This is a genomic window from Streptomyces sp. NPDC024698 (genome assembly GCF_055559015.1).
The window spans coordinates 527271-547960 of record NZ_JBVHLK010000003.1; the positions used below are offsets into that span (position 1 = coordinate 527271).

Consider the following 20690-nt stretch of genomic DNA (forward strand, 5'->3'; position numbering starts at 1 on the left):
GAGAAACGATGTCAGGCAACTCGGACCCGCTGTCGCCGCGGGCCAAGCTGGCCGTGACGGCGGGCAAGGCGGCGGCAGCCGTCTCGCGAGCCGCCGGACGCGGCAGCGGATCGGTGATCGGCGGCCGGGTGGCGCTCAAGCTCGACCCCGACCTGCTGGCGCGGCTCGCCACGCACCTGGACGTGATCCTGGTGTCGGCGACCAACGGCAAGACCACGACGACCCGGCTGATCGCCGAGGCGCTGCGCGCCGCGGGCCCGGTCGTGTCCAACGCGCTCGGCGCCAACATGCCCGCGGGCATCACCTCGGCACTGGCCGGCGGCTCGGACGCCAAGTTCGCGGTCATCGAGGTCGACGAGAAGTACCTCGCCGGTGTCGCCCGCGACACCGACCCGAAGTGCATCGCGCTGCTGAACCTCTCGCGCGACCAGCTCGACCGCGCCGCCGAGACGCGGATGATGGCCGAGCACTGGCGCGAGGGACTGGCCGGCTCCAAGGCCGTCGTGATCGCCAACGCGGACGACCCGCTGGTCGTCTGGGCCGCGTCCTCCTCGCCGAACGTCATGTGGGTGGCGGCGGGCCAGATGTGGAAGGAAGACGCCTGGTCCTGCCCGTCGTGCGGCGGTGTGATGCAGCGCCCCGGCGACGACTGGTTCTGCGGCGAGTGCGGCTTCCGCCGTCCGACGCCGACCTGGGCGCTGTCCGGTGACCACGTCCTGGACCCGCACGGTTCCGCGTGGCCGATCCACCTCCAGCTGCCGGGCCGCGCCAACAAGGCGAACGCCGCCTCCTCCGCCGCCGTGGCCGCCGTCTTCGGGGTCCCCCCGCAGGTCGCCCTGGAGCGCATGTACCAGGTGCAGGCCGTCGCCGGACGCTACGACGTGGTCCAGTTCATGGAGCGCGATCTGCGTCTGCTGCTCGCCAAGAACCCCGCGGGCTGGCTGGAGACCTTCTCCCTGATCGACCCGCCGCCGACCCCGGTCATCCTGTCGGTGAACGCGCGCGGCGCCGACGGCACCGACACCTCCTGGCTGTGGGACGTCGACTACACCCGTCTGACCGGACACCCGATCTTCGTCCTCGGCGACCGCAAGCTCGACCTCGCCGTCCGCCTCGAAGTCGCCAACCAGCAGTTCCAGGTCTGCGACACCCTCGACCAGGCCGTGCAGATGGCACCGCCCGGACGCATCGAGGTCATCGCGAACTACACCGCATTCCAGGACTTGAGGCGTCGTGTCGGCAACTGAGCCACGGAGGACGAAGAGAATGACTGACAACAGCCTGCGCCTGGTGTGGATCTACCCGGACCTGCTGAGCACCTACGGCGACCAGGGCAACGCCCTCGTCGTGGAGCGCCGGGCGCGTCAGCGGGGCCTCGACGTGGCCCGTGTCGACGTGCGCAGCGACCAGCCGATCCCGACCTCCGGCGACATCTACCTCATCGGGGGCGGCGAGGACCGGCCGCAGCGGCTCGCCGCGGAGCGGCTGCGCCGCGACGGCGGTCTGGAGCGCGCGGTCGGCAACGGCGCGATCGTGTTCTCCGTCTGCGCCGGCTACCAGATCCTCGGGCACGAGTTCATCAACGACCTCGGCCAGCGCGAGCCGGGCCTCGGCCTGCTCGACGTGATCTCGGTGCGCGGCGAGGGCGAGCGGTGCGTCGGCGACGTCCTCGCGGACATCGACCCGCGCCTCGGTCTGCCCCAGCTGACCGGCTTCGAGAACCACCAGGGCGTCACCCACCTCGGACCCACGGCCCGCCCGTTCGCGAACGTGCGGCTCGGCAAGGGCAACGGCACGGGAGACGGCACCGAGGGCGCGTACAACGACACCGTCTTCGGCACGTACATGCACGGACCCGTCCTCGCCCGCAACCCGCAGATCGCGGACCTGCTGCTGAAGCTGGCCCTCGACGTCAACGCGCTGCCGCCGACCGACGACCGCTGGTACGAGGCGCTGCGCTCCGAGCGCATCGCGTCCGCCCAGCAGCCCGCGTAGCACCCCCGCTCCGGCGGGCCGGAGGAACCGTTCCTCAAGGAGGAACGGTTCCTCTTCGCGTTTCCCGGGGAAGAACGGTTTCCGTCGTCTCGGGAAACACGAGGAGAGGGACCCACGGAGCCCCGCCCGGAGCGCGTCTGAAACGGCATCCGCACAGGTGAGCGGGGGCGTCCAGCAGGCGGACGCACGGTAGGGCGCGGCCCCCTTCCGCCGGTAGGCTGACGCCGATCCTCGCCGGACAACGTGGTCCGGTCCCCGGACCACGTTGAGAAGGTATTTCGGGCTATGCGCATTGGTGTCCTCACGTCCGGCGGCGACTGCCCCGGCCTGAACGCCGTCATCCGGTCGGTCGTACACCGCGCCGTCGTCGACCACGGCGACGAGGTCATCGGCTTCCGGGACGGCTGGAAGGGTCTCCTGGAGTGCGACTACCTCAAGCTCGACCTCGACGCGGTGAGCGGCATCCTCGCCCGCGGCGGCACCATGCTCGGCTCCTCCCGGGTCCAACCCGCGCATCTGCGTGACGGTGTGGAGCGGGCCAAGGGCCATGTCGCGGACCTCGGGCTCGACGCGATCATCCCGATCGGCGGCGAGGGCACGCTGAAGGCGGCCCGGCTGCTCTCGGACGGCGGCCTGCCGATCGTCGGGGTGCCGAAGACCATCGACAACGACATCGCGGTCACGGACGTCACCTTCGGCTTCGACACGGCCGTAGGCGTCGCGACCGAGGCCCTGGACCGGCTGAAGACCACCGCCGAGTCCCACCAGCGCGTCCTGATCGTGGAGGTCATGGGCCGCCACACCGGCTGGATCGCACTGCACTCCGGCATGGCCGCGGGCGCCCACGCGATCGTCGTGCCGGAGCGGCCCTTCGACATCGAGGAGCTGGCCGCGCGGGTCGGCGAGCGGTTCGAGGCGGGCAAGCGGTTCGCCATCGTCGTCGCCGCCGAGGGCGCCAAGCCCCGCGAGGGCTCGATGCGCTACGACGAGGGCGGCAAGGACATCTACGGCCACGAGCGCTTCGCGGGCATCGCCCGGCAGCTCTCCATCGAGCTGGAGGAACGGCTCGGCAAGGAGGCCCGGCCGGTCATCCTCGGGCACGTGCAGCGCGGCGGCACCCCGACGGCGTACGACCGCGTCCTCGCGACCCGTTTCGGATGGCACGCCGTGGAGGCGGTGCACCGGGGCGAGTTCGGGATGATGACCGCGCTGCGCGGCACCGACATCGTGATGGTCTCGCTCGCGGAGGCGGTCGAGACCCTGAAGACCGTTCCGGACGAGCGCTACGCCGAGGCGGAGTGCGTGCTCTGAGACATACGCGGGAGAACCGCCCCCGGTCGCAGCCGCGGCCGGGGGCGGTTCTAGTCTGGTGCGGACAGACAGCGCACAACCTCCCCAGTGCCTTAAAAGGGCCTCGGAGGCACCCCCAGAAACAGGAGCCGGCGGATGGATCACAGCGGGCACGGCATGACCATGGATCTGCCGCCGTTCACGCTGGGACGGGGGCTCGAATGGTCCGCCGACCCGTTCTTCCTCGTCGCCTGCCTGCTCGGGCTCGGAGCGTACGGCTGGGGAGTCGTCCGGCTGGCCCGGCGCGGCGACGCCTGGTCGTGGGGCCGTACGGCCGCCTTCGTGACCGGCGTGCTGACGGTCATGCTCGTCATGTGCACCCGGCTGAACGACTACGGCATGGTCATGTTCAGCGTGCACATGGTCCAGCACATGGTGATCAGCATGCTGTCCCCGATCCTGCTCCTGCTCGGGGCGCCGATCACGCTGGCGCTGCGCGCGCTGCCGGTGGCCGCCAAGCGCGGCACCAAGGGGCCGCGCGAACTGCTGCTGATGTTCCTGCACAGCCGGTACATGAAGATCGTCACGCACCCGGCGTTCACGATCCCGATGTTCATCGCGAGCCTCTACGGGCTGTACTTCTCCCCCCTCTTCGACTTCCTGATGGGCTCGACCGCGGGTCACATCGTGATGATGTGCCACTTCCTCCTCGTCGGCCTGTTCTTCTTCTGGCCGATCATGGGCGTGGACCCGGGCCCGCACCGGCCGGGCTATCTGATGCGGATGCTGGAGCTGTTCGCGGGGATGCCGTTCCACGCGTTCTTCGGCATCTCCCTGATGATGGCCTCGGGGCCGATGGTCGAGTCGTACAAGAACCCGCCCGCCTCCCTGGGCCTCGACGCGCTCGCCGACCAGACCGCCGCCGGCGGGATCGCCTGGGCGTTCAGCGAGATCCCCTCGGTCCTCGTCCTGCTCGCCCTGCTCTTCCAGTGGTACAACTCCGAACAGCGGCAGGCCAGGCGTCTGGACCGTGCCGCGGACCGCGACGGCGACAAGGAGCTCGAGGCCTACAACGCCTATCTGGCCTCCCTGAACGCACGCGGTCACTGAGGCCGCGGCCCGTCGCCGTGGCCCCGGAGACCGGCACGGCCCTGGCGATGTGACTCCCTCCGGGTGAAAATGGCCCCAGAGGCCACGGCCCGCGTCGCGGACCCGCCTGGAGGAGGGTGTCGCGATGCCCGGTTCGACGAAGACGATGGGGGCGCTCACCGTGGGCGGGCTCGTCGTGGTGACGGCCTACACGGTGGCGCTGGGCAGCAACGGCTGGCTGTGGTTCGGCTGGGTCGTGCTGGGTCTGATCACGCTGGGGATGGTGGCCTCCAGCAGCGCCTGATCCCGGCCCGGGGCGCACGGCCAGGGCCGCGGCGGGGCAGGCGGCTCACTGCCGGGGACGCCCGGCCGCGGAGTGGACGCCGGGCTGGTACTTGGGGAGCCGCGCGGTGATCTTCATTCCCGCTCCCGGCGCGGTCTCGATGACCAGGCCGTGATCATCGCCGTACACCTGGCGCAGCCGCTCGTCGACATTGGACAGGCCGATCCCCCCGGAGGGGCCGACCTCGCCCGACAGGATGCGGCGCAGCCGCTCGGGATCCATGCCGACGCCGTTGTCCTCGATGACCACGAGCGCCTCGGCACCGGCGTCCTGGGCCGTGATGCTGATGTGGCTCTTGTCCGTCTTGCCTTCGAGACCGTGCTTGACGGCGTTCTCCACCAGGGGCTGGAGGCACAGGAAGGGCAGCGCGACCGGCAGCACCTCGGGGGCGATCTGGAGGGTGACGGACAGCCGCTCGCCGAAGCGGGCGCGCACGAGCGCCAGGTAGTGGTCGATGGCGTGCAGCTCGTCGGCCAGGGTGGTGAAGTCGCCGTGCCTGCGGAACGAGTAGCGGGTGAAGTCGGCGAACTCCAGCAGGAGCTCCCGGGCCCGCTCCGGATCGGTCCGCACGAACGAGGCGATCACGGCGAGCGAGTTGAAGATGAAATGCGGGGATATCTGCGCCCGCAGCGCCTTGATCTCGGCCTCGATCAGCCGGGTCCTCGACCGGTCGAGGTCGGCCAGTTCCAGCTGTACGGAGACCCAGCGCGCCACCTCGCCCGCGGCGCGTACGAGGACCGCGGACTCGCGGGGCGCGCAGGCCACGATCGCCCCGTGCACGCGTTCGTCGACGGTGAGGGGTGCCACGACGGCCCAGCGCAGCGGGCAGTCGGGCTCGTCGCAGGTCAGCCGGAAGGCCTCGCCGCGTCCGGTCTCCAGCGGGCCGCCGAGGCGTTCCATGATCTCCGTACGGTGGTGGGCGCCGACGCCGTCCCAGGCGAGGACCGTCTCCTGGTCGGTGAGGCACAGGGCGTCCGTGCCGAGCAGGGTGCGCAGCCGCCGGGCGGACCGGCGGGCGGTCTCCTCGGTCAGTCCGGCGCGCAGCGGGGGCGCGGCGAGCGAGGCGGTGTGCAGCGTCTGGAAGGTGGCGTGCTCGACCGGGGTGCCGAGTCCTCCCGAGCTCTCGGGCCGCGCGGTGTGCCGGCCGAGCCAGAATCCCGCCGCCAGCAGCGGGAGGACGGCCACGCACAGACCGGCGACGAACCCGCTCACCCGCTCACCGTCCCGGCTGTCGCACCCGCACCCGCGGTTCCGCCCGCCGCGGCCCTGACCTGGTCGTCGGTGAGTTCCTCCGGGAGGTGGAAGCGGGCGAGGATCGCCTCCGTCCCGGCCGGTACGCGGGCGGCGGTGGCCAGCGACACCAGCACCATCGTCACGAATCCGAGCGGCACCGACCACAGCGCGGGCCAGGCCAGCAGTGTGCGCAGGGCACCGCTCGTCCCGGGGTATCCCGCCATGGTCGCGCCGACGGCCATGAGGGCCCCGCCTCCGCCGACCAGCATTCCGGCCGCCGCCCCGGGCGGGGTGAGCCGCCGCCACCAGATGCCGAGGACCAGCAGCGGGCAGAAGGAGGAGGCGGACACGGCGAACGCCAGTCCCACCGCGTCGGCGACGGGCAGCCCGCCGACCAGCACGCTCGCGGCGAGGGGTACGGCCATGGCCAGGACGGTGCCGAGCCGGAAGTGCCGTACGCCCCGGGCGGGCAGCACGTCCTGGGTGAGCACGCCCGCGACCGCCAAGGTCAGTCCCGACGCCGTCGAGAGGAACGCGGCGAAGGCGCCGCCCGCGACGAGCGCCCCGAGCAGGTCCGCGCTGACGCCGCCGATCATCCTGTCGGGCAGCAGGAGCACGGCGGCGTCCGCGTCGCCGGTGAGGCTGAGTTCGGGGGCGTACAGCCGGCCCAGCGCCCCGTAGAGGGGCGGCAGGAGATAGAAGAAGCCGATCAGCCCGAGCACGGCGACGGTGGTGCGGCGGGCGGCGACGCCGTGCGGACTGGTGTAGAAGCGGACGACGACGTGCGGGAGGCCCATCGTGCCGAGGAACGTGGCGAGGATCAGTCCGTAGGTGGCGTAGAGGGGGCGTTCCCCGTGTCCGGCGGACGGGGAGGTCGACAGGGTGGCGTCGCCGCCCCGTTCCGCGGCCGGGACCGGGGAACCCCGGTCGAAGGTCAGCCGGGTGCCGCCGGCGATGCGGTGGCTGCCTCCCGGGAGCTTGACGCGCTCGTCCTCGTACCGCCGCCCGTCGACGGTGCCCGTGGCGGTGACGGTGAGCGGCCCTGACAGCACCAGGTCGAGCGTGGAGCCGACCCGGACGAGGCGCTGTGCGCGGAAGGCCGGTGGTTCCCCGAAGGCGTCGCGGGGTGCGCCGTGGGACTGCCAGGCGAGGACCAGGAAGAGCGCGGGGACGAGCAGGGCGGTGAGCTTCAGCCAGTACTGGAAGGCCTGGACGAAGGTGATGCTGCGCATGCCGCCCGCGGCGACGGTGGCCACGACGACGACGGCGACCAGGACTCCGCCGAACCAGTCGGGCGCGTCGGTCAGCACCGCCAACGTCAGTCCTGCTCCTTGGAGTTGGGGCAGCAGATAGAGCCAGCCGACACCGACGACGAAGGCCCCGGCGAGCCGTCTGACCGCCCGGGAGCCGAGCCGGGCCTCCGCGAAGTCGGGCAGGGTGTAGGCGCCGGAGCGGCGCAGGGGTGCCGCGACGAAGAGGAGCAGCACGAGATAGCCGGCGGTGTAGCCGACCGGGTACCAGAGCATGTCGGGCCCCTGGACGAGCACCAGTCCCGCGATGCCCAGGAAGGAGGCGGCGGAGAGGTACTCGCCGCTGATCGCGGCCGCGTTGAGCCGGGGGCCGACGGTGCGGGAGGCCACGTAGAAGTCGGAGGTGGTACGGGAGATGCGCAGCCCGAACGCGCCGACCAGGACGGTCGCGACGACGACGAGGGCGACGGCGGGGACGGAGTAGTTCTCGTTCACGGTTCAGCGGTCCTCGACCAGGCGCACGAGGTCCTTCTCGTTGCGTTCCGCCCGCCGTACGTACCAGCGGGCCAGCAGCACCAGCGGCGGGTAGAGGCAGAAGCCGAGGACGGCCCATTCCAGGGTGGCGCCGTCGGGCATCGCGGCGAAGGCCAGGGGCAGCGGTCCGACGAGCAGGATCAGCACGGCGAACGTCGAGCAGGCCGCTCGTAATTGACTGCGCATCAGGGACCGGACGTAGGTGTGTCCGAGTGTGGTCTGTTCGTCGATCTCGGCCCGCGGCCGGTGGGGGCCGGGGGTCCGGCCGGTGCGCCGGGGCACTCCGGTGACGACCACGCGGCGTTCGGTGGGGTCCTGCGGCACGCGGTGCTCCTCAGCTCGTGGTCCGGCGCAGCAGCAGATCGCGCAGTTGGCGGGCGTGCCGGCGGCTGACCTGGAGTTCGACGGAGCCGACGAGGACGCTCACCGTACCGGCGTCCAGGCGGAGTTCGCCGATGTGGCGCAGGGCGACGAGGTGGCGACGGTGGATGCGGACGAAGCCGCGGGAGCGCCAGCGCTCCTCCAGGGTGGACAGCGGGATGCGCACCAGGTGGCTGCCCTGCGCGGTGTGGAGCCGGGCGTAGTCGCCGTGGGCCTCGGCGTGGGTGATGTCCTCGACGGCCACGAACCGTGTCACTCCGCCGAGTTCGACGGACATGTGGTCGGGGTCGGGCTCGTGGACGGGGATCAGGGGTGTGGTGTCCCGCAGTTGGGCGGCCCGCCGGACCGCCTCGGCGAGCCGTTCGCGGCGTACGGGCTTCAGGACGTAGTCCAGGGCCTTGAGGTCGAAGGCCTGGACGGCGAAGCCCTCGTGGGCGGTGACGAACACGACGAGCGGCGGCCGGGCGAACCCGCCGAGCAGCCGGGCCAGGTCGAGCCCGTCCAGGCCGGGCATGTGGATGTCGAGGAAGACGACGTCGATGGCCTCGGGTCCACCGGGTCCGCTCTCCAGGGCCCGGTTGATCCGGCGCAGCGCCTCGGTCGCGTCGCTCGCGCCCTCGGCGCCGGCGATCCGGGGGTCGGCGTTCAGCAGGTACAACAGCTCTTCGAGGGAGGGTTGTTCGTCGTCGACGGCGAGCGCGCGCAGCATGAGAGTGGAGTGTAGGAGCGATTCGCGCGGCTGGACATGTGCCGGACACGCTCCTCGCGCCCGGCCGGCCGGCGGTCGCCGCTGGATACAGTGCGGCAATGAACAGCAAGCCCGCGATGTTCGACGAGCTCGACCGCAAGATCGTCACAGCCCTGATGGCCAATGCCCGGACGAGCTTCGCGGAGATCGGCGCGGCGATCGGACTGTCCGCGACGGCGGTCAAGCGCCGGGTCGACCGGCTGCGCGAGACGGGTGTGATCACCGGGTTCACGGCCACGGTGAAGCCCGCGGCGCTCGGCTGGCGCACGGAGGCGTACGTGGAGGTGTACTGCGAGGGCGCGGCGCCGCCCCGGCGGCTGGCGGAGGTGGTGCGCAACCATCCGGAGATCACCGCGGCGATGACGGTGACCGGGGGCGCGGACGCGCTGCTGCATGTGCGGGCCGTCGACGTGGAGCACTTCGAGGAGGTGCTGGAGCGCATCCGGGTGGAGCCGTTCATCCGGAAGACGATCAGTTACATGGTGCTGTCCCATCTGCTGCCCGAGGCCCCGGAGGCGGGAGCGACCCAGGCCGCCCCGGACGACGCAGGAAACGTGCGCTGACCGGGCCGATCACGCAGCAGTGTTGCGTATACGCGCAGCTCTTGTCGCTTGTCGCCCGTGTCCCCCGCTTCTTACCGTTGAGACATCCCACCAGATGACACCGCAGGAAGCGGAGGAACCTCTCTGTGTCCGAAAGCCGTGTGCCGCGCCCCCGGCGCTTTCTCGTCTGCGAACCCAGACACTTCGCCGTGCAGTACGCGATCAATCCGTGGATGCGTCCCGACACCCCGGTGGACGCGGGACTCGCGCGCGCTCAATGGCAGGCGCTGATCAGCGCCTATCGCGCCCACGGCCACACAGTCGACTCCGCGGAGCCGGTCCCCGGTCTGCCCGACATGGTCTTCGCCGCGAACTGCGCTCTCGTCCTGGAGGGCCGGGTCTTCGGCTCGTCCTTCCACGCGCCCGAGCGCCGCCCCGAGTCCACGGCCTACGAGACCTGGTTCAAGACGGCCGGTTTCGACGTCTACCGTCCGGAGTCGGTGTGCGAGGGCGAGGGCGATCTCGTCCCGACGCGCCGCTACATCCTCGCCGGCACGGGCTTTCGCACCACGCCCGAGGCCCATCGCGAGGTCCAGGAGTTCTTCGGCGTCCCGGTGATCGGTCTGCGACTGGTGGACCCGCACTTCTACCACCTGGACACCGCCCTGTTCGTCCTCGACGACGACAACATCGCGTACTACCCGGAGGCGTTCTCGCCGGGCAGCCGCGAGGCGCTGGGCCGGCTGTTCCCGGACGCGGTGCTCGCCACCCGGGAGGACGCCCTCGCCTTCGGTCTCAACTCCGTGTCCGACGGCCGTCATGTCTTCATCGCGCCGCGCGCCGAGGCCCTCGCCGACCAGCTCGTGACCCACGGCTACGTCCCCGTCCCCGTCGACCTGTCGGAGTTCCACAAGGCCGGCGGCGGCATCAAGTGCTGCACACAGGAGATCCGTTCATGACCGCTCCCGCCCGTACGACCGCTCCCGCCGGCGCCGGTGCGCGCAGCTCCGAGGAACTGATCCGGGCCGAGGGGCCCGTCCTGGCGCACAACTACCACCCGCTGCCGGTGGTCGTCGCGCACGCCGAGGGCACCTGGGTCGAGGACGTCGAGGGGCGCCGCTACCTCGACATGCTGGCGGGCTACTCGGCCCTCAACTTCGGCCACCGCAACCCGGTGCTGATCGAGGCGGCCCACCGCCAGCTGGACCGGCTCACCCTGACCTCGCGGGCCTTCCACAACGACCAGCTGGCCGGATTCGCCGAGTCCCTGGCCGCGTTGACCGGCCTGGACATGGTGCTGCCGATGAACACGGGCGCCGAGGCGGTGGAGAGCGCCATCAAGGTGGCCCGTAAATGGGCGTACGAGGTGAAGGGCGTCGCGCCCGACCGGGCCACCGTCGTGGTGGCGGCCGACAACTTCCACGGCCGTACGACCACGATCGTCAGCTTCTCCACCGACGAGACGGCCCGCACGGGCTTCGGGCCGTTCACGCCCGGCTTCCGGGTCGTGCCGTACAACGACCTGGCCGCGCTGGAGGCGGCGATCGACGAGACGACGGCCGCGGTGCTGATCGAGCCCATCCAGGGCGAGGCGGGCGTGGTCATCCCGGACGACGGCTATCTCGCCGGCGTCCGCGAGCTGACCCGGCGTGCCGGCTGCCTGTTCATCGCGGACGAGATCCAGTCCGGCCTCGGCCGCACCGGCACCACCCTGGCGGTGGAGCACGAGTCGGTCGTCCCCGACCTGCTGCTGCTCGGCAAGGCGCTCGGCGGCGGCATCGTGCCGGTCTCCGCGGTCGTCGGGCGCCGGGACGTGCTGGAGGTGCTGCGGCCCGGCGAGCACGGTTCGACGTTCGGCGGCAATCCGCTGGCCGCTGCGGTCGGCTCGGCGGTCGTGGGACTGCTGGAGACCGGTGAGTACCAGCGCGCGGCGGCCGAGCTCGGCGTGGTCCTGCGGGAGGGGCTGACAGCTCTGGTGGGCCGGGGCGTCGAGGGCTTCCGGTCCCGGGGGCTGTGGGCGGGCGTCGACATCGACCCGTCCATCGGCACGGGCCGGGAGATCAGCCGCGGCCTGATGGACGAGGGGATTCTGGTCAAGGACACCCACGGCTCGACCATCCGTCTCGCGCCGCCGCTCACCATCACGGCCGAGGAACTCCGGTCGGCTCTCGGTTCTCTTGAGAAAGTTCTGACGCAAGGGGTCTGATACCGGCCAAGAGGCCACAGAGAGTGACACCGCAGCGGTTACGCCCGGCGACGGCCGCGCCTAAACTGATCGCTCCCCAGGGGAAAAAGAGGAGCGCCCCAGTGTTCTATCACGTGCTCAAATATGTGCTTCTGGGTCCACTGTTGAGGCTGGTCTTCCGGCCTCGGATCGAGGGCCTTGAGCACATACCGTCGTCGGGTCCCGCCATCGTGGCGGGCAACCATCTGTCCTTCGCGGACCACTTCCTGATGCCGGCCATCCTGAAGCGCCGGATCACCTTCCTCGCGAAGGCCGAGTACTTCACCGGACCCGGCATCAAGGGGCGGCTGACCGCCGCGTTCTTCCGCAGCATCGGGCAGATCCCGGTGGACCGTTCCGGCAAGGAGGCGGGCCAGGCCGCGATCCGCGAGGGCCTCGGAGTGCTGCGCAAGGACGAGCTGCTCGGCATCTATCCCGAGGGCACCCGTTCGCACGACGGGCGGCTCTACAAGGGCAAGGTCGGCGTCGCGGTCATGGCCCTGCGGGCCCAGGCCCCGGTGATTCCCTGCGCGATGATCGGCACCTTCGAGGCCCAGCCACCGGGCCGCAAGCTCCCGCGGATCCACCCCGTGGTGATCCGCTTCGGCAAGCCCCTCGACTTCTCGCGCTATGCCGGGATGGAGGGGGAGAAGGCGGTCCTGCGCGCCATCACGGACGAGATCATGTACGCGATCCTGTCCCTGTCCGAGCAGGAGTACGTCGACCAGTACGCGGCCGTCGTCAAGGCCGAGGAGGCCGAGCGGAAGGCCGAGTCGGGGCGCAGGTTCCCCAAGATGCCGATGAGCTGAGGCCACAGGTCACAGACGCCCGCGCCGTACACGGCGAAGGGGGCGGCCGGTCTCCCGGCCGCCCCCTTCGTGCTGTCGGGACTACGGCTGCGGAATGGCGTGCGGGGTGCACGTCACGTCGGCGGCGTCCGTCTTGCCGGTGAGCAGGTAGGAGTCCACCCGCCCGTTGATGCACGGGTTGACCAGACCGGTCACACCGTGCGAGCCCGCGCCCTGCTCGGTGATCAGGCGGGAGCCCTTGAAGCGCTTGTGCAGCTCGACGGCACCCGGGTACGGGGTGGCCGCGTCATTGGTGGACTGCACGATGAGGACGGCGGGCAGGCCCTTGCCGGTCTTCACCTCCACCGGGGACTGCTGCTTGACCGGCCAGGTGGCGCACGGCAGGTTCATCCACGCGTTGGCCCAGGTCATGAACGGGTACTGGGCGTTGAGCTTCGTGTTGTCCCGGTCCCACTTCTTCCAGCTGGTGGGCCACTGCGCGTCGGTGCACTCGACGGCCGTGTACACGGCGTTGCCGTTCTCCGAGGAGATGTTGCCCACGGTGTCCGACAGGTCGGGGGACGCCGCGTCCACGAGCGCCTGGGTGTCACCGGCGACGTACTTGCTGAACACCGAGGCGACCGGCACCCACGAGGAGTCGTAGTACGGGGCGCTCTGGAAGAAGGAGATCAGCTCGGCGGGGCCGACGACGCCGCCCAGCGGGCTCTTCTTCGCGGCGGCGCGCAGCTTCAGCCACTGGTCCTGCACCTTGGCGCGGGTGTCACCGAGGTGGAAGGACGCGTCGTTCTTGGCGACCCAGTCCTCCCAGTCCTTCCAGCGGCCCTCGAAGGCGATGTCCTGCTCCAGGTTCGCCTGGTACCAGATGTTCGACCGCGACGGGTTCACGACGCTGTCGACGATCATGCGGCGCACATGGCCCGGGAAGAGCGTGCCGTAGACGGCTCCCAGGTACGTGCCGTACGAGACGCCCAGGTAGTTGAGCTTCTTCTCACCGAGCGCGGCCCGGATGACATCGAGGTCGCGCGCCGTGTTGGGCGTGGTCATCTGCGCCAGCACGGCCTTGCCGGTGCGCTCGGCGCAGCCGTCGGCGTACTCCGCGGCCAGCTTGCGCTGCGCCAGCTTGTCGGCCACGGAGTCCGGGACCGGGTCCGCCTTGGGCGCCTTGACGAACTCCTGCGGGTCGATGCAGGAGATGGGCGCCGAGTGGCCGACGCCGCGCGGGTCGAAGCCCACGAAGTCGTACGCCTTGGCGGTGTTCACCCACAGGGGGCTCTTGGTCGTGACACGGCGCGGGAAGCGCATGCCCGAGCCACCGGGACCGCCCGGGTTGTAGACGAGCGCGCCCTGGCGCTCCTCCTTGGTACCCGTGCTGCCGATGCGGTCGACGGCCAGCTTGAGCTGCTTGCCGTAGGGGTGCGCGTAGTCCAGCGGCACGCTCACCCAGCCGCACTGGATCGGCTTCTCGAAGCCCCAGTCGGCCGGGCAGTCCTGCCAGTCGATCCCGGCCTTGGCGGCACGCTCGGCGGCCACGGCCGCTCCACGCTGCTCACGGTTCTGGCCGTAGCCCTGGCCGTGCCGCGAGTCGGCGGTGGCCGACGGCGCCGCGACGGCTCCGGCTATCAGGGTCGCCGTGACGAGCACGCCGGCCGAACCGAACGCTGCCACTCGTTTCGTCGGTCTCTTGGACCTCAAGTGTGACCTCCCCGTACATCATTGCGATTGGTACGGGGATCCTTTCGGCTGTGAGGTCCCTGAGAACAGACGCGACCGGTGTTCTTTACCAATCCGATAGCCGGTATGCCGTGTTCCGGTGAGCGGTGAAGAAGACGTGAATTCACCTTCCCCAGCGCACAATTGACGCTACGTGAGTTCACGCATCGCTTCGCCCAGCAGGCGTCGCAGCCGCAGCGCGTCGGGGGCGAGCGCCGTCACGAGCACGGCCGGTCCGGCCAGCGGGGTGAGGGCGGCGTACTCCCCGAGCGGGCGTGCGGCCGGCGTGTTCTTCACGAATTCCGGTCGTACGACGACGAGTTGCCCGAGCGCCCGGTGGCCCGCCAGGACAGCGGGACCGTCCCAGCCACCAGGGGCACCGGGACCGCAGACCAACTCCTGGTCGAGCAGGGCCCGTCCGTCGAGGCGCACGGTGAGGCGGCTGGTGAGGCGTCCGGGGTCCTCTCCCACCCGCCCGAGCACCTGCTCCTCACGGAAGACGAGCCGGGCGGCTCCCCGGAGGTCGACGCACGAGGTGACGGTCAGCTCACTGCCTTTGGCGGAGATCAACTGCTCGGGCAGCCAGCACAGTTCGCCGCCGTCGGCGACGTGGAGGCGGACGTCGTAGCGCGCTTCGCCCTTGGCCTGTCCTGGCAGGGCGATGGTGGCCGCGGCCGAGCCGGCCCTCAGCCGCGCGCCCGGTCCGACCCGGGCCTCGACGGCGAGGTGGTCACCACCGAGCGGTCCGCTCATCGCTCCGACCAGCATCACGCGCGCCTCGGGCGCACTGCCGCGGACGCGGCGCAGGGCGAGGGGTCCCTCACCGTCCAGCACCGGCAGCGAGGTTCCGCCCCGTCCGTCGGCGGCGGCCTCGATCCGGGCGGTCGCGCGCATGCCCGCCGTCGTCACGCGGTCCACTCCGCGATCCGTTCCCGTACCCAGCCCGCGACCGCAGTGACACCGGGTTCGGTGCGCAACGACTGGAAGATCACAGGGAGTTCGGCCCGCTGGGTCTTGGCGTCGGTCGCCATCCGCGCCAGATCGGAGCCGACGTACGGCGCGAGGTCCGTCTTGTTCACGACGAGCAGGTCGGCCGTGGTGACGCCGGGGCCGCCCTTGCGCGGGATGTCGTCGCCGCCCGCGACGTCGATGACGAAGATCTGCGCGTCGACCAGTCCCCTGGAGAAGGTCGCGGTGAGGTTGTCGCCGCCTGACTCCACGAGGATCAGGTCGAGCGGCCCGATCTCGTCCTCCAGGTCCTCGACCGCTTCGAGGTTGGCGGAGATGTCGTCCCGGATCGCGGTGTGCGGGCACGCGCCCGTCTCGACCGCGGTGATGCGCTCGGGCGGCAGGACGGCCTCCCGCAGCAGGAACTCGGCGTCCTCGCGGGTGTAGATGTCGTTGGTGACGACGGCGAGGGACAGTTCGTCGCGCAGCGCCCGGCAGAGCGCGGCGACGGTCGCGGTCTTCCCGGAGCCGACGGGGCCGCCGAGCCCGATGCGCAGGGCACGGCGCCTGCCGTCGGGCCGGTGAGCGTCGGCACTGACCGCGGACGGCCCGCCGTGAGGGTGATCGAGATGCACGCTGACTCCAGTGTCGGTCGAGTTCGGGATCGGGTTCGGGGCCGGAGGTTCGGACACGGCCTAGGACGCGAAGAGCCGTACCGGCCAGGCCGCATGCGCCTCGGCACCGATCTCCAGCAGGGGTGCCGACGCCGCGGGCAGCACGTCGAACCCCTCGTCGAGAGCCCGTCGCGCCGCACTCGCCGCCGCGTGGGCGACGACGTCCAGTTCCGGCGCGAGCCGGGCCAGCACGGCCGTCGCGTCGAACGGGTCGAGGCTCAGCAGCCGCACCGTCGCCGACGCGGGCCCGCTGACACACTCGTACGCGGAGCAGTACGCGGCGTCCTCGGGCCCGAGCCCGGCGGCCCGCGCGGTCACGCCGAGCACGACCGGCTGATGCGCCCCCTTCGGGAACTCCCGTGCCAGCGCGTCGAGTTCGGCACAGGGCCAGGTCGCCCTGGCCGCCCGGACGAGCTGCCGGCCCAGACGGCGCGCGGCCACCCGCAGGGCGAGCGAGGGTGTGCGGGCGTCGGCGGCCGCGTCCAGGGCCACCGGATCGGACCCGAGCGCACCCGCGGCGGCCAGCGCGGCCGAGACGAGTCCGCTCGTGTGCAGCCGCCCCCGGCAGAAGTCCTCCAGGCTCGCCCCGTCGGTGATCCGCCCGGCCCTGACCGCGGCCTCGGCCCCGCCGGAGTGCGCATGCCCTCCGGCGGGAAAGCGGCCGTCGGCCAGGACGAGAAGTGCCGCCCGGGACATCAGAAGAGGAAGTAACGCTGGGCCATGGGCAGTTCGGCGGCCGGAGTCGCCTCGACGAGCTCCCCGTCGATGTGCACGGCGAAGCTGTCGGGGTCGATCCGCACCTCGGGCCGGGCGTCGTTCTCCCGCATGTCGGCCTTGGTCACCGCCCGCGTCGACTCGATGGCGACGAACCGCTTGCCCAGCGAGAGCCGCTCCGGCAGTCCGTCCTCGATGGCGAGCGGCGCCACGAAGTTGAACGAGTTGGCGGCCGGAGCCCGCCCGATGGCACCGAACATCGGTCTGGGCAGCACCGGTTGGGGTGTCGGGATGGACGCGTTGGCGTCGCCCATCTGCGCGTACGCGATCTGGCCGCCCTTGACGACCAGGTGCGGCTTGACCCCGAAGAACGCGGGCTCCCACAGCACCAGGTCCGCCAGCTTCCCGGTCTCCACCGAACCGATCTCGCGGGCGAGCCCCTGCGCGAGCGCCGGGTTGATCGTGTATTTGGCGACATAGCGACGCACTCGATGGTTGTCCGCGCGGCCGTCGCCCGGCAGGGAGCCACGGCGCCGCTTCATGACGTGGGCGGTCTGCCAGGTCCGCATCACGACCTCGCCGACACGGCCCATCGCCTGGGAGTCGGAGGAGATGATCGAGATGGCACCGAGGTCGTGGAGTATGTCCTCGGCCCCGATGGTGGACGGCCGGATACGGGACTCGGCGAAGGCCAGGTCCTCGGGCACCGCCGGGTTCAGATGGTGGCAGACCATCAGCATGTCGAGGTGTTCCTCGGCGGTGTTGACGGTGTAGGGCCGGGTCGGGTTGGTCGAACTGGGCAGGACGTGGGGCTCGGAGACCACGGACATGATGTCCGGCGCGTGCCCGCCGCCCGCGCCCTCCGTGTGGTACGCGTGGATCCCGCGTCCGGCGATGGCGGCGAGGGTGTCGGCGACGAACCCGGCTTCGTTCAGGGTGTCGGTGTGGATGGCGACCTGGATGCCGGTGCGGTCGGCGACGGTGAGCGCGGCGTCGATCGCGGCGGGCGTCGAGCCCCAGTCCTCGTGGATCTTCAGCCCGAGCGCACCGCCCCGGATCTGGGAGAGCATCGCCTCGTGCGAGACGGTGTTTCCCTTGCCGAGCAGCCCGAAGTTGACCGGATAGCCCTCCATCGCCTCCAGCATCCGGGCCAGATGCCAGGGCCCCGGGGTGACGGTGGTCGCCTTGGAGCCCTCGGCGGGGCCGGTGCCGCCGCCGACGAGCGTGGTGATGCCGGAGGCGAGGGCCTCGTCGGCGATCTGGGGACAGATCAGATGGACGTGGGCGTCGATGGCGCCCGCGGTCATGATCCGCCCGTTGCCCGCGATGATCTCGGTCTCGGGACCGATCACCAGGTCCGGATGGACCCCGTCCATGGTGTCCGGGTTGCCGGCCTTGCCGATGCCCGAGATCCGGCCGTCGCGTATACCGACGTCGGCCTTGACGATCCCCCAGTGGTCGACGATCACGACGCCGGTGACGACGGTGTCCGGGGTGCCTTCGGCGCGCGTGGCGCGTGCCTGGCCCATGGATTCCCGGATGACCTTGCCGCCGCCGAACACCGCCTCGTCACCGGCGCGACCGGGCCCGCCAGAGCGGTCCTCCTCGATCTCGATCAGGAGGTCCGTGTCGGCGAGCCGGATGCGGTCGCCGGTGGTCGGACCGAACAGATCGGCGTACGCGGCCCGTGAGATCTCAGGCATCCAGGGCACCCCGGGTCTCCCCGCGCAGTCCGGGCACCACACGGGCGCCGGCGATCGGGACGAGTTCGACCTCGACGGGGATCCCGGGCTCGAAGCGCACGGCGGTGCCGGCGGCGACGTTTAGCCGCTTGCCGCGCGCGGCGCCGCGGTCGAAGTCCAGGCCGGGATTGGCCTCGGCGAAGTGGTAGTGCGAGCCGACCTGAACGGGACGGTCGGCGGCGTTCAGGACGGTCAGGCGGGTGGTCTCACGGCCCTCGTTGAACACGACGGGTCCGTCGGCGAAGAGGATCTCTCCCGGAATCACGGTGTTCTCCCCCGTCAGACGATCGGGTCGTGGACGGTGACCAGCTTGGTGCCGTCCGGGAAGGTCGCCTCGACCTGGACGTCGTGGATCATCTCGGGGATGCCCGTCATGACGTCGTCCCGGGTGAGGATCCTGCGCCCGGAGGACATCAGTTCGGCGACGGTACGGCCGTCACGGGCGCCCTCGAGGATGTGCGAGGTGATCAGGGCGACCGCCTCGGGGTGGTTCAGTCTCAGCCCGCGGGCCCGGCGCTTCTCGGCGACATCGGCCGCCACGTGGATCAGCAGCCTCTCCTGCTCGTGCGGGGTCAGTTGCACGACGTCCCACCTCACATCCTCGCTCCGGACCGTGCGGGGCCCGGTGGCCGCGGCCACCGAAACCCCTGGTGGCGTGGAGGGGCACGCTAGTTGGCCGGAGTTTCGAGGACGTTAACCAGCCTGTGATCGCGTCCGGGCCGGTCCGGAGGAGCCGCTCGGGTCCGCGACACCGTCCCGCTTGGCCGGTTCCGGCCGAGGGGACCGCGGGGGCGCACCGGGACGCGCTGGGACCGCCGAGGGCCGGACCGTATACGGCGGCGCACCACGCACACCACGGGAGCCGCCCGGAAAACCGCGCGAGCGGCTACGAGGCGCTGGGCCCCCGGTGTTCCGCGGCGATGCCGAACCGCTGGCGCTCGCGGGGCCCGGAGGCCACGTCACGGACGCTGGACAGCGAGCTGACCACCTGGCCGTCGGCGGGGTCAGGGAGTTCTTCGAGGCGCTCCAGGTCGGCCGCGGAGACCAGGGCGACGAGCGGCTTGCCGTGCCGCGTCACGACGACGCGCTCACCGCCGTACACGACGCGGTTGATCAGTTCGGCGAGCTCAGCCCTGGCTTGCGTCACCGGAATCTCGTAGGCCATGACGTCCAGCTTAGACCGGGCCTCGCGCACTCCGCGGGGCGCGAGATCCCCCTGGCCGGGCGTACGCGACGCCCTCGGGCCGCCGGGCCGCCGGGCCGCCGAGGCATCCGCCGTTTCGCTCTCAGCATGGCCCCCTTCCCCGTCGACGTACGTCCTGTACATTTTTTACAGACGTCGACCTGAGGAGGCGCGCCATGGACAGCCCGTCCGCACGCTCCGTCCTGCCCGAGTTCACCGAACGCACGAGCGCGGGGCGCCGGACCCTGGATCCGTACGCGAAGCTGCTCGGCGAGCGCATCGTCCTCCTCGGCACCCCGGTCGACGACACCTCGGCGAGCGATGTGACCGCGCAGCTCATGTACCTCGAACACCAGGCGCCCGAGCAGGACATCTCGCTGTACATCAACTCCCCGGGCGGCTCATTCGGCGCGATGACCGCGATCTACGACACGATCCGGTTCGTGACCTGCGACGTCGAGACGGTCTGCCTCGGCCGGGCGGAGGCGGCCGCGGCGGTGCTGCTGGCCGCCGGGACCCCGGGCAAGCGGCTCGCGCTGCCGGGGGCGCGCGTGCTCCTGGGCCAGCCGGCGATCCGGGAGCCGGTCGAGGGGCGGACCGGCGATCTCGCCGTCCAGGCCGCGGAACTGGTCCGCACCCGCGGGATCCTGGAGGAGATGCTCGTACGGCACACGGGGCAGAGCCCGGAGCGGGTGGCGGCGGACGTCGAGCGCGACACGATCCTCGACGCCCCGGCGGCGCGGGACTACGGGCTGATCGACCGGATCGTGCCGAGCCGCAGGACCGCGCGCCCGACGCATGGCGAGAGGTGAGCGGCCGATGATCCCGGATCTTCCCCCGCTGCCCGCGCTGACCCGCGCCGAGGCCGAGCTGATCGACCGCTATCTCGACGTGGTCGACCTGGTCGGCCGTATCAATCCGTCCCGTCCCGGGGACACCTATCGGGGCCTGAGGGCGGCTCAGGCGCTGGTCGGCAAGGCGGAGGCCCTGCGGGACGCCCTCGCGCTCATGCATCAGCGGGGCGAGAGCGAGGTGCACGCCCCGACGCTGGCCCAGGCGCTGCGGGTGCTCGACGGCGAGCGACGGGCGGCCCGGGTCACCGTGCCGCCCCCATCCGGAAGTTGACGGACCGGCATCGACGAGCCCGCAGGCGCCGAAGCCCCGCGGCGTCCAGTTCACGACTCAAACGGACCGGATGGTGTACCCCCCGATGGCGTATTCCTGGCTCCTTTCCGCGACCCCTCCGAGTTGCGCAACACGCGGGGACCGAAGGCCGGATGA

General features: G+C 71.3%; 23 protein-coding genes. 11 read left to right on the forward strand and 12 right to left on the reverse strand.

Annotation, left to right across the window (positions count from 1 at the left end; translation table 11 throughout):
- Nucleotides 1-8: 8 nt before the first annotated feature.
- The 5 genes from ACZ4AA_RS10220 to ACZ4AA_RS10240 all read left to right on the forward strand — a co-directional run bounded on the left by ACZ4AA_RS10220 (nucleotide 9) and on the right by ACZ4AA_RS10240 (nucleotide 4678).
- Nucleotides 9-1247: a MurT ligase domain-containing protein gene (locus ACZ4AA_RS10220; protein ID WP_326789155.1), complete on the forward strand. Its 1239-nt coding sequence runs from the start codon at nucleotides 9-11 to the stop codon at nucleotides 1245-1247.
- A 19-nt stretch (nucleotides 1248-1266) separates the two neighbouring features.
- Nucleotides 1267-1995 carry a type 1 glutamine amidotransferase gene (locus tag ACZ4AA_RS10225; protein ID WP_467598505.1) on the forward strand — a complete coding sequence of 243 codons (729 nt, stop codon included), beginning with the start codon at nucleotides 1267-1269 and terminating at the stop codon, nucleotides 1993-1995.
- 285 nt (nucleotides 1996-2280) lie between these two features.
- The gene (locus ACZ4AA_RS10230; protein ID WP_339127949.1) at nucleotides 2281-3306 is read left to right on the forward strand and encodes a 6-phosphofructokinase; all 1026 of its coding nucleotides are present in this window, start codon (nucleotides 2281-2283) and stop codon (nucleotides 3304-3306) included.
- Between the two features lie 135 nt (nucleotides 3307-3441).
- Nucleotides 3442-4395: a cytochrome c oxidase assembly protein gene (locus tag ACZ4AA_RS10235; RefSeq protein WP_467598509.1), complete on the forward strand. Its 954-nt coding sequence runs from the start codon at nucleotides 3442-3444 to the stop codon at nucleotides 4393-4395.
- 124 nt (nucleotides 4396-4519) lie between these two features.
- Nucleotides 4520-4678 carry a hypothetical protein gene (locus tag ACZ4AA_RS10240; protein WP_467598512.1) on the forward strand — a complete coding sequence of 53 codons (159 nt, stop codon included), beginning with the start codon at nucleotides 4520-4522 and terminating at the stop codon, nucleotides 4676-4678.
- A 45-nt stretch (nucleotides 4679-4723) separates the two neighbouring features.
- Here the strand turns inward: ACZ4AA_RS10240 and ACZ4AA_RS10245 are convergent, their stop codons facing one another.
- Genes ACZ4AA_RS10245 through ACZ4AA_RS10260 form a run of 4 tightly spaced genes read right to left on the reverse strand, consistent with a single transcriptional unit; the run spans nucleotide 4724 to nucleotide 8824 of the window.
- Entirely contained in the window at nucleotides 4724-5929 is a 1206-nt protein-coding gene (locus ACZ4AA_RS10245) for a sensor histidine kinase (RefSeq protein ID WP_467598515.1), read from the reverse strand.
- Nucleotides 5926-7695, reverse strand: a complete 1770-nt coding sequence (locus tag ACZ4AA_RS10250; protein ID WP_467598518.1) for a sodium/solute symporter — start codon at nucleotides 7693-7695, stop codon at nucleotides 5926-5928. Before ACZ4AA_RS10250 ends, ACZ4AA_RS10245 begins: the two co-directional genes overlap by 4 nt.
- A gap of 3 nt (nucleotides 7696-7698) precedes the next feature.
- On the reverse strand, nucleotides 7699-8058 hold the full coding sequence (locus ACZ4AA_RS10255; RefSeq protein WP_467598521.1) for a hypothetical protein: 360 nt from the start codon (nucleotides 8056-8058) through the stop codon (nucleotides 7699-7701).
- A 10-nt stretch (nucleotides 8059-8068) separates the two neighbouring features.
- Complete coding sequence (locus ACZ4AA_RS10260; protein ID WP_467598524.1) at nucleotides 8069-8824, reverse strand: LytR/AlgR family response regulator transcription factor; 756 nt, start codon at nucleotides 8822-8824, stop codon at nucleotides 8069-8071.
- 98 nt (nucleotides 8825-8922) lie between these two features.
- On the opposite strand from ACZ4AA_RS10260, the gene ACZ4AA_RS10265 reads away from it, so the two are divergent.
- The 4 genes from ACZ4AA_RS10265 (at nucleotide 8923) to ACZ4AA_RS10280 (ending at nucleotide 12438) form a co-directional block, all read left to right on the forward strand.
- On the forward strand, nucleotides 8923-9426 hold the full coding sequence (locus ACZ4AA_RS10265; protein WP_467598526.1) for an Lrp/AsnC family transcriptional regulator: 504 nt from the start codon (nucleotides 8923-8925) through the stop codon (nucleotides 9424-9426).
- 125 nt (nucleotides 9427-9551) lie between these two features.
- A complete protein-coding gene (gene ddaH / locus ACZ4AA_RS10270) occupies nucleotides 9552-10364 on the forward strand; it encodes a dimethylargininase (RefSeq protein ID WP_467598529.1) in 813 nt (270 codons plus the stop codon).
- On the forward strand, nucleotides 10361-11611 hold the full coding sequence (rocD, locus tag ACZ4AA_RS10275; RefSeq protein WP_467598532.1) for an ornithine--oxo-acid transaminase: 1251 nt from the start codon (nucleotides 10361-10363) through the stop codon (nucleotides 11609-11611). Before ddaH ends, rocD begins: the two co-directional genes overlap by 4 nt.
- Before the next feature lie 101 nt (nucleotides 11612-11712).
- A complete protein-coding gene (locus tag ACZ4AA_RS10280; protein ID WP_467598535.1) occupies nucleotides 11713-12438 on the forward strand; it encodes a lysophospholipid acyltransferase family protein in 726 nt (241 codons plus the stop codon).
- An 81-nt stretch (nucleotides 12439-12519) separates the two neighbouring features.
- Here ACZ4AA_RS10280 and ACZ4AA_RS10285 read toward each other — a convergent pair whose 3' ends face one another.
- From ACZ4AA_RS10285 to ACZ4AA_RS10320, 8 genes are all read right to left on the reverse strand, one after another.
- Nucleotides 12520-14130: an alpha/beta hydrolase gene (locus tag ACZ4AA_RS10285; RefSeq protein ID WP_467598539.1), complete on the reverse strand. Its 1611-nt coding sequence runs from the start codon at nucleotides 14128-14130 to the stop codon at nucleotides 12520-12522.
- Between the two features lie 168 nt (nucleotides 14131-14298).
- The gene (locus ACZ4AA_RS10290) at nucleotides 14299-15042 is read right to left on the reverse strand and encodes an urease accessory protein UreD (RefSeq protein WP_467598960.1); all 744 of its coding nucleotides are present in this window, start codon (nucleotides 15040-15042) and stop codon (nucleotides 14299-14301) included.
- Between the two features lie 11 nt (nucleotides 15043-15053).
- Nucleotides 15054-15731 (reverse strand): urease accessory protein UreG, encoded by a 678-nt coding sequence (ureG, locus tag ACZ4AA_RS10295; protein ID WP_467598542.1) that lies wholly within the window; start codon nucleotides 15729-15731, stop codon nucleotides 15054-15056.
- Between the two features lie 60 nt (nucleotides 15732-15791).
- On the reverse strand, nucleotides 15792-16466 hold the full coding sequence (locus ACZ4AA_RS10300) for an urease accessory protein UreF (RefSeq protein WP_467598545.1): 675 nt from the start codon (nucleotides 16464-16466) through the stop codon (nucleotides 15792-15794).
- Complete coding sequence (locus ACZ4AA_RS10305; protein WP_467598550.1) at nucleotides 16466-18187, reverse strand: urease subunit alpha; 1722 nt, start codon at nucleotides 18185-18187, stop codon at nucleotides 16466-16468. Before ACZ4AA_RS10305 ends, ACZ4AA_RS10300 begins: the two co-directional genes overlap by 1 nt.
- Nucleotides 18180-18491 (reverse strand): urease subunit beta, encoded by a 312-nt coding sequence (locus ACZ4AA_RS10310; RefSeq protein ID WP_467598555.1) that lies wholly within the window; start codon nucleotides 18489-18491, stop codon nucleotides 18180-18182. Before ACZ4AA_RS10310 ends, ACZ4AA_RS10305 begins: the two co-directional genes overlap by 8 nt.
- Nucleotides 18492-18505: 14 nt before the next feature.
- Complete coding sequence (locus tag ACZ4AA_RS10315) at nucleotides 18506-18808, reverse strand: urease subunit gamma (RefSeq protein WP_467598558.1); 303 nt, start codon at nucleotides 18806-18808, stop codon at nucleotides 18506-18508.
- A gap of 304 nt (nucleotides 18809-19112) precedes the next feature.
- Entirely contained in the window at nucleotides 19113-19391 is a 279-nt protein-coding gene (locus ACZ4AA_RS10320) for a type II toxin-antitoxin system Phd/YefM family antitoxin (RefSeq protein WP_467598563.1), read from the reverse strand.
- Nucleotides 19392-19585: 194 nt separating this feature from the next.
- Between ACZ4AA_RS10320 and ACZ4AA_RS10325 the strand changes: the two genes are divergently transcribed.
- Both ACZ4AA_RS10325 and ACZ4AA_RS10330 read left to right on the forward strand, forming a co-directional pair.
- Nucleotides 19586-20221: an ATP-dependent Clp protease proteolytic subunit gene (locus tag ACZ4AA_RS10325; protein ID WP_467598566.1), complete on the forward strand. Its 636-nt coding sequence runs from the start codon at nucleotides 19586-19588 to the stop codon at nucleotides 20219-20221.
- A 7-nt stretch (nucleotides 20222-20228) separates the two neighbouring features.
- Nucleotides 20229-20534, forward strand: a complete 306-nt coding sequence (locus ACZ4AA_RS10330) for a hypothetical protein (RefSeq protein ID WP_467598570.1) — start codon at nucleotides 20229-20231, stop codon at nucleotides 20532-20534.
- Nucleotides 20535-20690: the final 156 nt, after the last annotated feature.